Source organism: Massilia sp. Root351, assembly GCF_001425045.1.
Taxonomy (GTDB): Bacteria; Pseudomonadota; Gammaproteobacteria; order Burkholderiales; family Burkholderiaceae_D; genus Rugamonas.
The window spans coordinates 954,773-967,354 of sequence record NZ_LMDJ01000001.1; the positions used below are offsets into that span (position 1 = coordinate 954,773).

Annotated in this window: 13 protein-coding genes; 7 read left to right on the forward strand and 6 right to left on the reverse strand. The window is 64.5% G+C overall.

Annotated features, from left to right (window positions below; translation table 11 throughout):
* The first annotated feature begins 18 nt into the window (after window positions 1–18).
* The 3 genes from ASD15_RS04310 (at window position 19) to arsC (ending at window position 2,848) form a co-directional block, all read left to right on the forward strand.
* On the forward strand, window positions 19–543 hold the full coding sequence (locus ASD15_RS04310) for a chemotaxis protein CheW (RefSeq protein ID WP_057153469.1): 525 nt from the start codon (window positions 19–21) through the stop codon (window positions 541–543).
* A 41-nt stretch (window positions 544–584) separates the two neighbouring features.
* Window positions 585–2,402, forward strand: a complete 1,818-nt coding sequence (locus ASD15_RS04315) for a methyl-accepting chemotaxis protein (protein WP_057153470.1) — start codon at window positions 585–587, stop codon at window positions 2,400–2,402.
* Window positions 2,403–2,500: 98 nt separating this feature from the next.
* Window positions 2,501–2,848 carry an arsenate reductase (glutaredoxin) gene (arsC, locus tag ASD15_RS04320; protein WP_057153471.1) on the forward strand — a complete coding sequence of 116 codons (348 nt, stop codon included), beginning with the start codon at window positions 2,501–2,503 and terminating at the stop codon, window positions 2,846–2,848.
* 111 nt (window positions 2,849–2,959) lie between these two features.
* Here arsC and ispB read toward each other — a convergent pair whose 3' ends face one another.
* The gene (gene ispB / locus ASD15_RS04325; RefSeq protein WP_057153472.1) at window positions 2,960–3,949 is read right to left on the reverse strand and encodes an octaprenyl diphosphate synthase; all 990 of its coding nucleotides are present in this window, start codon (window positions 3,947–3,949) and stop codon (window positions 2,960–2,962) included.
* A gap of 278 nt (window positions 3,950–4,227) precedes the next feature.
* Between ispB and rplU the strand changes: the two genes are divergently transcribed.
* From rplU to proB, 4 genes are all read left to right on the forward strand, one after another.
* Complete coding sequence (gene rplU / locus ASD15_RS04330) at window positions 4,228–4,539, forward strand: 50S ribosomal protein L21 (protein WP_057153473.1); 312 nt, start codon at window positions 4,228–4,230, stop codon at window positions 4,537–4,539.
* A gap of 38 nt (window positions 4,540–4,577) precedes the next feature.
* On the forward strand, window positions 4,578–4,835 hold the full coding sequence (gene rpmA / locus ASD15_RS04335) for a 50S ribosomal protein L27 (protein ID WP_056399363.1): 258 nt from the start codon (window positions 4,578–4,580) through the stop codon (window positions 4,833–4,835).
* Between the two features lie 89 nt (window positions 4,836–4,924).
* Window positions 4,925–6,034 (forward strand): GTPase ObgE, encoded by a 1,110-nt coding sequence (obgE, locus tag ASD15_RS04340; protein ID WP_057153474.1) that lies wholly within the window; start codon window positions 4,925–4,927, stop codon window positions 6,032–6,034.
* A gap of 242 nt (window positions 6,035–6,276) precedes the next feature.
* Window positions 6,277–7,395 (forward strand): glutamate 5-kinase, encoded by a 1,119-nt coding sequence (gene proB / locus ASD15_RS04345; RefSeq protein ID WP_057153475.1) that lies wholly within the window; start codon window positions 6,277–6,279, stop codon window positions 7,393–7,395.
* A gap of 213 nt (window positions 7,396–7,608) precedes the next feature.
* Here proB and nth read toward each other — a convergent pair whose 3' ends face one another.
* The 5 genes from nth to ASD15_RS04370 all read right to left on the reverse strand — a co-directional run bounded on the left by nth (window position 7,609) and on the right by ASD15_RS04370 (window position 12,448).
* Window positions 7,609–8,256, reverse strand: coding sequence for an endonuclease III (gene nth / locus ASD15_RS04350; protein WP_057153476.1), 648 nt, complete (start codon window positions 8,254–8,256; stop codon window positions 7,609–7,611).
* Window positions 8,257–8,266: 10 nt separating this feature from the next.
* Window positions 8,267–8,935, reverse strand: coding sequence for an electron transport complex subunit RsxB (gene rsxB / locus ASD15_RS04355; RefSeq protein ID WP_057153477.1), 669 nt, complete (start codon window positions 8,933–8,935; stop codon window positions 8,267–8,269).
* 100 nt (window positions 8,936–9,035) lie between these two features.
* Window positions 9,036–10,271 carry a polyhydroxyalkanoate depolymerase gene (locus ASD15_RS04360; RefSeq protein ID WP_057153478.1) on the reverse strand — a complete coding sequence of 412 codons (1,236 nt, stop codon included), beginning with the start codon at window positions 10,269–10,271 and terminating at the stop codon, window positions 9,036–9,038.
* 201 nt (window positions 10,272–10,472) lie between these two features.
* A complete protein-coding gene (fdxA, locus tag ASD15_RS04365; protein ID WP_057153479.1) occupies window positions 10,473–10,793 on the reverse strand; it encodes a ferredoxin FdxA in 321 nt (106 codons plus the stop codon).
* Between the two features lie 191 nt (window positions 10,794–10,984).
* Window positions 10,985–12,448: a hypothetical protein gene (locus ASD15_RS04370; protein WP_057153480.1), complete on the reverse strand. Its 1,464-nt coding sequence runs from the start codon at window positions 12,446–12,448 to the stop codon at window positions 10,985–10,987.
* Between the last annotated feature and the right edge of the window lie 134 nt (window positions 12,449–12,582).

A 12,582-nucleotide genomic window follows, 5' to 3' on the forward strand; every position in this document is an offset into this window, starting at 1 on the left:
ATTGAAAAGGAGTCCCTCATGACAGCAATGGTGCAAGCCGGCCGCAGCGCGCCGCCGGCGGTGGTGCAAGAATCGGCCCAGTTCCTCACCTTCATGCTGGGCGGCGAAGTGTTCGCCATCGGCATCCTGGCGATCAAGGAAATCATCGAATACGACGGCCTGACCACGGTGCCGCTGATGCCCGAATGCGTGCGCGGCGTGATCAACCTGCGCGGCGCGGTGGTGCCGGTGATGGACCTGGCCGCGCGCTTCGGGCGGCCCGCCACGCAGATCGGCAAGCGCACCGCCATCGTCATCGTCGAGATCGACGCCGACGGCGAGCAGCAGGTGGTGGGGGTGATGGTGGACGCGGTCAACGCCGTGATCGACATCCCGCCGTCCGACATCGAACCGGCGCCACAGTTCGGCGCCCGCATCCGCCCCGAGTTCATTGCCGGCATGGGCAAGGTCAACGGCAAGTTCGTGATCCTGCTCAACACCGACCAGGTGCTGTCGGTCACGGAGCTGGAAGCGATGGCGCAGATCGGCGGCGCCACCGCGTAGGCCGCGCCGCAGCACCCCCACCGCACTACCGAGGACAGACCATGCTCAACAATATGACAGTGCGGGCCAAGCTGATCACCCTGATCAGCGTGAGCCTGCTGGCGCTGCTCATCGTGATGCTGATCGGCATACGCGGCATGCAGCATGGCGGCGAAATGCTGGACGACGTGGGCCGCAACAAGCTGCCCTCGGTGCTGAACCTGCAGGTGGTGAATGAAGGCCAGACTGCGCTGCGCTCGGCCAGCCGCGCGATCGACGCGCTGGCCGCCTATCCTGAGCAGTTCGCCGAAATCGAGCGCAACCTGCGCAGCAAGCATGAATTCTGGAGCCGCATCGACAAGGCCTGGAAGATCTACGAGCGGCTGCCGCAGGACAGCGACGAGGCGGCGCTGTGGCAGCAGTTCAGCAAGGAGTGGGAGCTGTGGAAGGCGGCCGACCAGCGCTTCGACCAGGTGGCCGGCGACCTGCTGCGCGCCAGCGGCGCCGAGCAGCGCAAGGCCGGCTTCGTGACGCTGCACCAGGACCTGATCGCGCTGCGGCCGCTGTACAGCAACGCGGAAAACGCGCTGACCAAGCTGATCGAGCTGAACGAACGTCGCGCCACGGAGGCGGTGGCGGCGGCCGAGGCCCAGTCCAGGAACGCGCTGCTGCTCATGTACGGCACCGCCGCCGTGGCGCTGCTGGCGCTGTCGGCCATGGGCTGGCTGGTCTTGCGCGGCATCCTGCGCCAGCTGGGGGGCGAACCGGCGTACGCGGCCAGCGTCGTGCACGAAGTGGCGCAAGGCAATTTCGCGGTGGACGTGCGGCTGGCGGCGGGCGACAACAGCAGCCTGCTGCATTCGATGAAACAGATGGTGGACAAGCTGTTGGCGCAGATCGGCGGCGAACCGGCCTACGCGGCGCGCATCGTCAGCGAGGTCGCGCGCGGCGACCTGACGGTGCAGGTCAAGCTGCGTCCCGGCGACCAGGCCAGCCTGCTGTACGCGATGAAAACCATGGTCGACAAACTGGCCGCGGTGCTGACCGAGGTGAGCAGCGGCGCGCAGGCGCTGGCCAGCGCATCGGAAGAAATCAGCGCCACCGCCCAGTCGCTGTCGCAGGCCGCCAGCGAGCAGGCCGCCGGGGTCGAGGAAACCAGCGCCTCGGTCGAGCAAATGACGGCCTCGATCGCGCAAAACACCGAGAACGCCAAAGTGACCGACAGCATGGCCGGCCAGGCCTCGCTGCAGGCGGCCGAGGGCGGCTCGGCCGTCAAGTCCACGGTGGAAGCGATGACGCAGATCGCCAAGAAGATCAGCATCATCGACGACATCGCCTACCAGACCAATTTGCTGGCGCTGAACGCGGCCATCGAAGCGGCGCGCGCGGGCGAGCACGGCAAGGGGTTCGCCGTGGTGGCGGCCGAAGTGCGCAAGCTGGCCGAGCGCTCGCAGGTGGCGGCGCAGGAAATCGGCGAAGTGGCCGGCAGCAGCGTGGAACTGGCGCAGAAGGCTGGCCGGCTGCTCGACGAGATGGTGCCCAGCATCAAGAAAACCTCCGACCTGGTGCAGGAAATCACGGCGGCTTCCGAAGAGCAGTCGAGCGGCGTGGCGCAGATCAACTCCGCGATCGGCCAGCTTAGCCAGACCACCCAGCAGAACGCGTCCAGTTCCGAGGAGCTGGCCGCCACCGCCGAAGAGATGAGCGGGCAGGCCGAGCAGCTGCAGCAGGCAGTGTCCTTCTTCCGGGTCGACGGCAGCGAGCGGCAGGCGGCGCGGCGCGCCCCGGCGGCGGCGCCGCGCGGCCGCGTCTTCGCCCCCGCCAAGCGGGCGCCGGCCATGGAGGCCGCGCCCGACGACAGCAATTTCGTCCGTTTCTAGCGGGGCAGGGCGGGCCGCCCTCCGCGCGCCGGCCCGCACTTGCGCGCCAGGGCGGTATCGCCTAGCATGGCCGCCTCACCGAACCGGAGGAAGCGGCCATGGCCATCACCATTTACCACAACAACGCCTGCAGCAATTCGCGCGGCGCGCTGGCGCTGATACGCGAAAGCGGCGTCGAACCCGAAATCATCGACTACCTGAGCGCGCCACCCACGCGCGCGCGCCTGCAGGAATTGATCGCGCAGGCCGGCCTGACGGTGCGCGGCGCCATGCGCGACAAAGGCGAGCTGTACGAACAGCTCAAGCTGGCCGACCCGGGCCTGAGCGACGACGTCCTGCTGGACGCCATGGCGGCCCATCCCAGCCTGATCAACCGCCCCTTCGTCGTCACTCCCCGAGGCGTGCGCCTGTGCCGTCCCCCGGCCCTGGTCCACGAAATTCTTTAATAGCAAAATGCTGTAAAGCAAAATGGGGTCAGGGTTAATTATTCAGGAAATATTTCCTGAATAATTAACCCTGACCCCATTTTGGGGTAGGGCAATATTTCTTGAGGTTTCTTAGTGGGTGCGGTCGACAGCGAAGCGCGCCAGTTGCAGCAGGGCGTCCTTGTAGACGCTCTCGGGCAGGCCGGACACCGCGTCGGCGGCGCGCTCGGCGGCGACTTCGGCGGCGCGGCGGGTGTAGTCCAGCGCGCCGCTGCCGGTGATGGCGGCCAGGATGGTGTCGAAGTGCTGCTCGTCGCCGTTCTCGATGCAGGAACGCACCAGCTGGCGCTGCTCGTCGCTGCCGTGGCTCATCAGCCAGATCAGCGGCAAGGTCGGCTTGCCTTCGCGCAGGTCGTCGCCGACGTTCTTGCCGATCTCGGCGGCGTCGCCGGCGTAGTCGAGCACGTCGTCGATCAGCTGGAAGGCAGTGCCCAGCGAACGGCCGTATTCGCCGGCGGCGGCGATCTGCTCGTCATTGGCGCCGGAAATCAAGGCGCCCAGCTCGGCCGCCGCTTCGAACAGCTTGGCGGTCTTGGAGCGGATCACTTGCAGGTAGCGCTCTTCGCTCACGTCCGGGTCGTGCATGTTGAGCAGCTGCAGCACTTCGCCTTCGGCGATCACGTTGGTGGCGTCCGACAGGATTTGCATCACGCGCATGCTGTTAAGCGACACCATCATCTGGAAGGCGCGCGAGTACAGGAAGTCGCCCACCAGTACCGAGGCGGCGTTGCCGAACAGGGCATTGGCGGTGGCGCGCCCGCGCCGCAGCGACGATTCGTCCACCACGTCGTCGTGCAGCAGGGTGGCGGTGTGGATGAATTCCACCACCGCCGCCAGTTCGTGGTGCGCCTCGCCCTTGTAGGAATAGGCGTTGGCCACCAGCAAGACGAGCACGGGACGGATGCGCTTGCCGCCGGCGCTGATGATATATTCCGCAATCTGGTTAACCAGCGGCACCTCGGAGTGCAGGCGCTGGCGGATCACCGTGTTCACCGCGTCCATGTCGGCGGCGATGGTTTGGGTGATGGAATTGGAGTTGGCGTGTTGGGTAGCGGCAGACAAGGCAAACCTGCAAGGGTGAGAGAAGTGCCGCGATTATACGACATGCCCCGGCTGTGGTGTCGATTGCCACAGGGGATGTCGCCTTGGCAATGCCGCTGGCGGCCTGCCCGCGCGTCCGCGCAGGCAATATTGCCGACATACCATGCTCGCCAAGAATTTGGAATAGTCTTTGACGCAAATTTTCGGTTTGTGTATAATCGCAGGTTCTCCCCGTTCCACACTGTTGTTCTGCGGTACGCAGCGGAGGATTCTTTTAACATTTGATGAGGTTTCAAATCATGTACGCGGTCATAAAAACCGGTGGCAAACAGTATAAAGTTGTCGCTGGCGAAAAACTCAAAGTAGAACAGATACCTGCTGACATTGGTTCCGAACTCACCATCGATCAAGTACTCGCGGTAGGCGAAGGCGAAGCCATCAAGTTCGGCACGCCACTCGTCGCGGGTGCAACGGTTCAGGTGAAAGTAGTTTCCCAAGGTCGTCACGACAAGGTCAAGATCTTCAAGATGCGTCGTCGTAAGCACTACCAGAAGCATCAGGGCCATCGCCAGAACTACACCGAAATCCAGATCGTCTCGATCAACGGCTAATCGTCGTCTTAATTTACAGCTAATTTAGGAGCTAATAAATGGCACACAAAAAAGGCGGCGGTACTACCCGCAACGGCCGTGACTCAGAATCAAAACGCCTGGGCGTTAAAGTGTACGGCGGCCAGTCGATCAATGCCGGCGGCATCATCATTCGTCAGCGCGGCACCCCAGTGCGCGCCGGCGAAGGCGTAGGCACCGGCAAGGACCACACCCTGTTCGCCCTGGTGGACGGCAAGGTGAAGTTCGTTGTCAAAGGCCCGAACTCGCACCAGTTCGTGACCGTAGTAGCAGCGTAATCTCGCGCTACCACGCAAAGTAAGGCGCAAGCCTTCAATCGAAAGGCTCTGCCAACGGTAGAGCCTTTTTAGTTTTATGGCGGCACATTATGAAGTTTATCGACGAAGCACGAATTGAAGTCATCGCCGGCAACGGCGGCAACGGCTGCGCCTCTTTCTGCCGGGAGAAGTTCCGCCCATTCGGCGGCCCTGACGGCGGCGACGGCGGCAAAGGCGGTTCCATCTGGGCCGTGGCCGACCGCAACGTCAACACCCTGGTCGACTACCGCTATTCGAAGATGCACCGCGCCAAGGACGGCGAATCGGGCCGCGGCTCGGACTGCTACGGCAAGGGCGCCGATGACATCTACCTGCGCATGCCGGTGGGCACCCTGATCATCGACGAAGTCAACGGCGACATCATCGCCGACATGACCGAACACGGCCAGACCGAATTGCTGGCGCTGGGCGGCGAGGGCGGCTGGGGCAATATCCACTTCAAGACGTCGACCAACCGTGCGCCGCGTCAAAAAACCGAAGGCAAGGAAGGTGCGCGCCGCGAGCTGCGCCTGGAATTGAAAGTGCTGGCCGACGTCGGCCTGCTGGGCATGCCGAACGCGGGCAAGTCCACCTTCATCACGGCCGTGTCCAACGCCAAGCCGAAAATCGCCGATTACCCGTTCACGACGCTGCACCCGAACCTGGGCGTGGTGCGCGTGTCGCATGAAAAATCCTTCGTCATCGCCGACATTCCCGGCCTGATCGAAGGCGCCGCCGAAGGCGCCGGCCTGGGCCACCAGTTCCTGCGCCACCTGTCGCGCACCGGCCTGCTGCTGCACATCGTCGACCTGGCCCCGTTCGAGGACACGGTCGATCCGGTCAAGGAAGCCAAGGCCCTGGTCAAGGAGCTCAAGAAGTACGACGAGGCGCTGGTGGACAAGCCGCGCTGGCTGGTGCTGAACAAGCTGGACGTGATCCCGGAAGCCGAGCGCGCCAAGAAGGTCAAGGACTTCATCAAGAAGTTCGGCTTCAAGGGGCCGGTGTTCGAGATCTCCGCGCTGAGCCACGAGGGCACGCAGGAACTGGTCAACGCCATCTACAAGCACCTGGAGCAAGTAAAGCACAGCGAGCAGCGTGCCGAAGAAACCCAGATGACGGAAGAGGCGCGCGGCATTTCCTCGATCGATCCGGACGATCCGCGCTTCAAGATCCTGGACTGAGATCCGGGGCTCAATTTCGCAACCGAAATTCAGTAACTCGCAATAACTCTGCAACAACGGCATAATCAGCTATTCGCTGATTTGCATTCCCATCAACAGTGCCAGCCCCTTACCATGGGCTGGCGCTGTCTGCGGCAAGGCAGGGCAACCCGCCCTTCGAAAATCAAGCACGCAAGGCACGGCTTGGCAGCGCAACGCGCGCCGGGACTATCGAGTTGATTGAAATGAGAACCGCCGCACCCATGAATTCCGTCATACAGAAATCCACCCGCATCATCATCAAGGTCGGCTCGTCGCTGGTCACCAACGACGGCCGTGGGCTGGACCACGCCGCCATTGCGCGCTGGGCCGCGCAAATCGCCGCCTTGCGCGCGCTGGGCAAAGAGGTGGTGCTGGTCAGCTCGGGCGCCATTGCCGAGGGCATGCTGCGCCTGGGCTTCGAGGGCCGCCCGACCGACATCCACGAACTGCAGGCTTGCGCCGCCGTGGGCCAGATGGGCCTGGCGCAGATCTACGAAACCAGTTTCCGCGCCCACCAGCTGGGCACGGCGCAGGTGCTGCTGACGCACGCCGACCTGGCCGACCGTGAACGCTACCTGAACGCGCGCTCCACCCTGACCACTCTGCTGCGCCTGGGCGTGGTGCCCATCATCAACGAGAACGACACCGTGGTCACCGACGAGATCAAGTTCGGCGACAACGACACCTTGGGCGCGCTGGTGGCCAACCTGATCGAGGCCGACGCGCTGATCATCCTGACCGACCAGCGCGGCCTGTTCAGCGCGGACCCGCGCAAGGACCCGGGGGCCTACCTGATCGAGCAGGGCCGCGCCGGCGACCCGGCGCTGGAGGCGATGGCGGGCGGCGCCGGCTCGTCGCTGGGACGCGGCGGCATGCTGACCAAGATCCTGGCGGCCAAGCGCGCGGCCAAGTCGGGTGCGCACACGGTGATCGCGTTCGGGCGCGAAGAGAACGTGCTGACGCGCCTGGCCGGCGGCGAATCCATCGGCACCGAGCTGGCGGCGCAGACCGGCCACCTGACGGCGCGCAAGCAGTGGATGGCCGACCACCTGCACACGGCGGGCCAGGTGGTGCTGGACGCGGGCGCGGTGCAGAAGCTGAGCAAGGAAGGCAAGTCGCTGCTGCCGATCGGCGTGATCGACGTCAAGGGCGAATTCGGGCGCGGCGCGGTGATCACCTGCGTGGCGGAAGACGGCAGCGCGGTGGCGCGCGGCCTATCGAACTACAGCAGCGCGGAAGCGCGCAAGATCAAGCGCAAACCCTCGGCCGAGATCGAATCGGTGCTCGGCTACCTGGAAGGCCACGAGCTGATCCACCGCGACAACATGGTTCTCCTATAAGCAGCCTGAGCCGCATTTGCCACAACTTCGGGGTCAGACCCCGGCGTGTAGAAATGCGGCTCAGTTCGCTCTTTCAGAGTGAGGGCGCCGCGCCGCGCCGGATGCGGCAAGTCGGACTGTTGGTATGGTGCATGATTTTTGCCAGGCAGCCTGAGCCGCATTTCCACCACTTCGGGGTCTGACCCCGGTGGTGGGGGAATGCGGCTCAGCTCGCTAGACGCCGGCGGGGATGGCGGTCTTGGCTTTGTATTCGCACAGGTCGGCGATGATGCAGTTCCAGCACTGGGGCTTGCGGGCGATGCAGGTGTAGCGCCCGTGCAGGATCAGCCAGTGGTGGGCGTCCAGCAGGAATTCCTTCGGCACGAACTTCATCAGCTTTTCTTCGACGACGTCGACGTTCTTGCCCGGCGCGATGCCGGTGCGGTTGGAGACGCGGAAGATGTGCGTGTCCACCGCCATGGCGATCTCGCCGAATGCGGTGTTGAGCACCACGTTGGCGGTCTTGCGCCCCACGCCCGGCAGCTCGACCAGCTCTTCGCGCGTGCGCGGCACTTCGCCGCCGTGCCTGTCCATCAGGATCCGGCAGGTGGCCAGCACATTCTTGGCCTTGGTCTTGTACAGGCCGATGGTCTTGATGTAGTCGGTCAGCTCGTCCAGGCCCAGGTCCAGCATGGCTTGCGGCGTGTTCGCCACCGGGTACAGCCGCCGCGTGGCCTTGTTCACGCCCACGTCGGTAGCCTGCGCCGACAACAGCACGGCAATCAGCAGCTCGAACGGCGTAGTGTATTCCAGCTCGGTCTTGGGGGAGGGATTTGCCGCCCGCAGGCGGCTGAAGATTGCGTGGCGCTTGGCTGCGTTCATTGGTGGTTGTTTATTCGGGTTTCTTTTTCAGGCGCTCCATGGCGGCGGCGATGATGGCGCGCTTGCGCTCCTTCTCCGCCTCGCCGGCCGCCGTGGCCGGGTCGAGCGCTTCGACCGCCTTCATTTTTTCCACCGCCTTGGCCGCCAGCCGCGCGTCGTTCTCCTGGATCTCGCGCCGCAGGCGCAGGGCGCGGAAGTCGTGCCGCTCGCGCGCGGCGTCGGCGTCGGCCTGCGACCAGGCTTGCCAGCCGGTGCTTTCCGTCACTGGGTACATCACGATGCAGTCCACCGGGCACGGGTGCACGCACAGGTCGCAGCCGGTGCACAGCTCGGGGACCACGGTGTGCATCTGCTTGGCCGCGCCGACAATGGCGTCCACCGGGCAGGCCTGGATGCACAGCGTGCAGCCGATGCACAGCGATTCGTCGATGTAGGCCACCGCGCGCGGCCGCTCCAGGCCGTTGACCGGGTTGAGCGGAATCACCGGGTAGCCGGTCACCGCCGACAGCCGGGCGATGCCTTCGGCGCCGCCCGGCGGGCACTGGTTGATGCCCGCGCCGCCGGCGGCGATCGCTTCGGCGTAGGGGCGGCAGCCGTTATAGCCGCATTTGGTGCACTGCGTTTGCGGCAGGACGTCTTCGATGCGGTCGGCAAGTGAGGGTGGGGCAGCGTTGGGCACGGCGTGTTCGGTGGCGATGAATACGCCATTATCCGATATCTGCGCGCGGCGGGCGTAAAAAAACCCCGGACCGGCCGGGGTTTTGCGAATTGCCTGCTGCTTAGCCGTGCTTGCGGATGAACTCGCTGATCTTGGGGCACACCACCTCGCGCCAGCGGCGGCCGGAGAAGATGCCGTAGTGGCCGGCGCCCGGCGCCACGAAATCCTGCTGCATGTCGGCCGGAATGTTGGAGCACAGGTCGTGCGCGGCCTGGGTCTGGCCGGCGCCGGAGATGTCGTCCAGCTCGCCTTCCACGGTAAACAGCGCCACATTGGTGATGTCCTGCGGACGCACCAGCTGGCCGCCCACTTTCCACGTGCCCTGCGGCAGCGAGAATTCCTGGAACACGGTCTTGATGGTGTCCAGGTAGTACTCGGCGGGCATGTCGAGCACGGCGTTGTACTCGTCGTAGAACTTGCGGTGGCTGTCCGCCGGTTCGTCGTCGCCCTTCACCAGGTGCATGTAGAACTCGCGGTGGCTCTGCGCGTGGCGCCCGGGGTTCATGGCGATGAAGCCGGCATGCTGCAGGAAGCCGGGGTAGACCTTGCGGCCGAAGCCGGGGTAGTTTGGCGGCACCGGGTAGATCACGGTGTTTTCAAACCACGAGAACTTCTTCTCGGTGGCCAGGTTGTTTACCGCCGTGGGCGACTTGCGCGGGTCGATCGGGCCGCCCATCATGGTCATGGTCTTCGGCAGTTTCGGGTCCTTGGCGGTGGCCATCAGCGAGATGGCGGCCAGCACCGGCACGGTCGGCTGGCAGACGGAAATCACGTGCAGATCCGGGCCCAGGTGGCGGATAAAGTCCTGCACGTAGAAGATGTAGTCGTCCAGGTGGAACGGGCCGGCCGACAGCGGCACCATGCGCGCGTCGGTCCAGTCGGTGATGTAGACATCCTGTTCCTGCAGCAGCGCCGAGACGGTATCGCGCAGCAGCGTCGAGTGGTGGCCGGACAGCGGCGCCACCAGCAGCACGGTGGGCTGCTTGAGGGCGCGGATGTCCTTGTCGCTCAGGTCTTTCTTGAAGTGGATCAGGCGGCAGAAGGGCTTGTTGATCACCACGTGCTCGACAATGCGGGTGTCTTTGCCGTTGACGGTAACGCTATCAATGCCGAACGCCGGTTTTTCGTATTCTTTGCCCAAGCGGTACATCAGCTCGTAACCTGCTGCGATCCTCTGTGAAAACGGCGTATGCGCCAGAGGAGAGACCGGGTTGCTGAACAGTTTTGAGGACGCATCGGCCCATTGCATCAAGGGCGTCAGGAACGTGCGTTGCATTTCGTGCAGTTGGTAAAGCATAAATATTCCTGTTAACGATGGGAAATCATGAACCCATTATAGGATATTTGACCATGACGTAAAGCATTTCGCCGTAACTGCAGGCAAGGCCATCATCGAACCAAGGTGACCATGGCATAACGATAGTACTTCAACGAAAACAAAAAAAGCAGCGTTTCCGCTGCTTTTGTGTAGGACGATTCTGAGGATCAGTGCATCCGCTCAGCGCACCAGCAGGTGCAATTTGTCCTGAACATCCTTGAACTGCTCCGCCTCCGGCAAGGCCGCCTTGGTCTTGGTGATGGAAGGCCAGTGCGTCAGTTCGGCGTTGATCTTGATGAACTGGACCTGGTTGGCCGGCACGTCTTCCTCGGCGAAGATGGCGTTCACTGGGCATTCGGCAACGCAGACTGCGCAATCGATGCACTCGTCCGGATCGATAACCAGGAAGTTCGGGCCTTCGCGGAAGCAATCTACCGGGCAAACATCGACGCAGTCGGTGTAACGGCAGCTGATGCAAGATTCGGTAACTACGTGGGTCATGACAGTCCTATCTATGTTGGTCGGCTACAGCAAAGCACTGTATTTTAAGGTAATTTGCGCGCCGCCACAATTCAAGGCAGGTTTTAAGCTTAGATACTATGCGCATAAGCAAATGCGTTCTTGTCATTGCGGCCCGCGCCGCAATGACAAAGCCGCCAGGCCTGCCGCCAGGCGTGCAGCTTGGCATGCAGCTAAGCGTGCAGCTGGCCGCCGTTGCGCGCGGCGTAGCCCTGGCACCAGCGCGCCAGTTCGGCGCGCTCCTGCTCCAGCGCGTCTTCCAATTCGAAATACTGGGCGTTGTTCATGGTGCCGCAGCAGGCGCGGCGGTCCTGCGGCACGCCGGGCAGGTCTTCCACGTCCGGCGCCAGTTCGGCTTCCGCAGCTTGCCCGGCCTCGGCCGCATGCCCGTTGCCGGCCTGGGCTTCGGGCGCGGTGCCGGCGGACACCCCCGGCGCGACGACCACCTCGCGCAGGCTGAAGCGGTTGCGGATGAAGTCGCGGTACTCGGCCGGTTTGCCGTCCTGCGCGGCCAGGCGCAGCATGTGGTTGACCACGTGGGCGTAGGTGGCGCCGTGGTCGGGCGCGGCCATCAGCGCGCGCAGCACCAGGCCGCACAGGTAGTCGCCCACGCGGTGCAGCACGGCGGCGTCGTCCTGCAGGCCGGGATGGCGCTCGTGGCTGAACATGTCGGCCAGGATGTCGTAGACGGCGCCGGTGAACACTTGCGAAATGGCGTGCACCTGGTTGCCGGTCTCGGACAGCTTCAGGTCGTTGTCGGCGTTGCGCAGGCCATTCGGGCGGCCCAGCGCCATGCCGAACTGCTCTGCCATGTCGGCCAGGAAGGTCTTGTCGTGCAGGTCGGCCTTGGTTTGCGCGATGACGGCCTCGGTCTGGTCCATTTGCGACAGGGTCAGGAAGATGGCGGTCAGGTCGCCGAACGATTCATGCAGGCCGCCGGTCTGCGGCGGGTTGTTGTTGAGCAGCCAGCGCGGCTTCAGGCCGTCCAGCACCGCGTGGCCGGTTTCGTGCGCCACGATGTCGAAGGAGCGGCAGGTGTACATGCGTTCGTCGGCGCCGCTGGGCACGAAGTCGCCGAACTTGAGCGCGCGCTCGTCGCGGCTGTAGTAGGCGTTCATCACGTCCGGCAGGCCGTGCGGGAAGATCTGCAGCGGGGCGGTGTCGTTGGCGCTGTTCCATTGCCAGGGCAGCGGCGCCGACTCGCCGCCGGTGGCCAGGGCGCGCTGGTACATGGTCAGTGTCTGGCGCACCACGGCAAAGGTGTGCACGGCGTCGAACTGGTCGGTGTTGGGCTGCATGATGAAGTCGCCGAACGCGTTCGGGCTGACCGGCTGGATGCCGGGCGCGCCGCTGGCGATGCGCGCGTCGCGCGGGCCTTCCAGGATCACGCCGGGCAGAAAGGCCTTGCGGGTGCCCATCTCGGTCACGGACGGGTCCTGCTTCCAGATCAGCACGCGCGAGCCGGCCGGGAAGGCCGCTGCGGCCTGGCCGTTGAGGACGCGGCAAGGGCGGCCCGGCTGCATGGTGGCCTGCACCGCCTTGCGGTGCACGCGGTAGGGTGCGGACGGGGTGGGTACGTAGCTGACCGGCAGCTTGTTGGGCGGGGTCAGCAGGGTTTCGATCACTTCGGATTCCATATCGCCTCCAGTTCGAAGCGGCGGCGGCTGGATGCCGCGCCGAATTCAGAGTGTGGCTCCGCGCGCGCCGCCGGCGTTTGCGTTTGCGCAAAGCCGCTGCGGGCAGGCGCCACCACCGCCGGGCTGTCGTACAA

Coding starts and splice junctions, on each gene's coding strand:
- arsC (WP_057153471.1), top strand. CDS start 2,501: ATGGCCATCACCATTTACCACAACAACGCCTGCAGCAATTCGCGCGGC.
- rplU (WP_057153473.1), top strand. CDS start 4,228: ATGTACGCGGTCATAAAAACCGGTGGCAAACAGTATAAAGTTGTCGCT.
- ASD15_RS04370 (WP_057153480.1), bottom strand. CDS start 12,448: ATGGAATCCGAAGTGATCGAAACCCTGCTGACCCCGCCCAACAAGCTG.
- nth (WP_057153476.1), bottom strand. CDS start 8,256: ATGAACGCAGCCAAGCGCCACGCAATCTTCAGCCGCCTGCGGGCGGCA.
- ASD15_RS04360 (WP_057153478.1), bottom strand. CDS start 10,271: ATGCTTTACCAACTGCACGAAATGCAACGCACGTTCCTGACGCCCTTG.
- proB (WP_057153475.1), top strand. CDS start 6,277: ATGAATTCCGTCATACAGAAATCCACCCGCATCATCATCAAGGTCGGC.
- rpmA (WP_056399363.1), top strand. CDS start 4,578: ATGGCACACAAAAAAGGCGGCGGTACTACCCGCAACGGCCGTGACTCA.
- fdxA (WP_057153479.1), bottom strand. CDS start 10,793: ATGACCCACGTAGTTACCGAATCTTGCATCAGCTGCCGTTACACCGAC.
- ASD15_RS04315 (WP_057153470.1), top strand. CDS start 585: ATGCTCAACAATATGACAGTGCGGGCCAAGCTGATCACCCTGATCAGC.
- ASD15_RS04310 (WP_057153469.1), top strand. CDS start 19: ATGACAGCAATGGTGCAAGCCGGCCGCAGCGCGCCGCCGGCGGTGGTG.
- obgE (WP_057153474.1), top strand. CDS start 4,925: ATGAAGTTTATCGACGAAGCACGAATTGAAGTCATCGCCGGCAACGGC.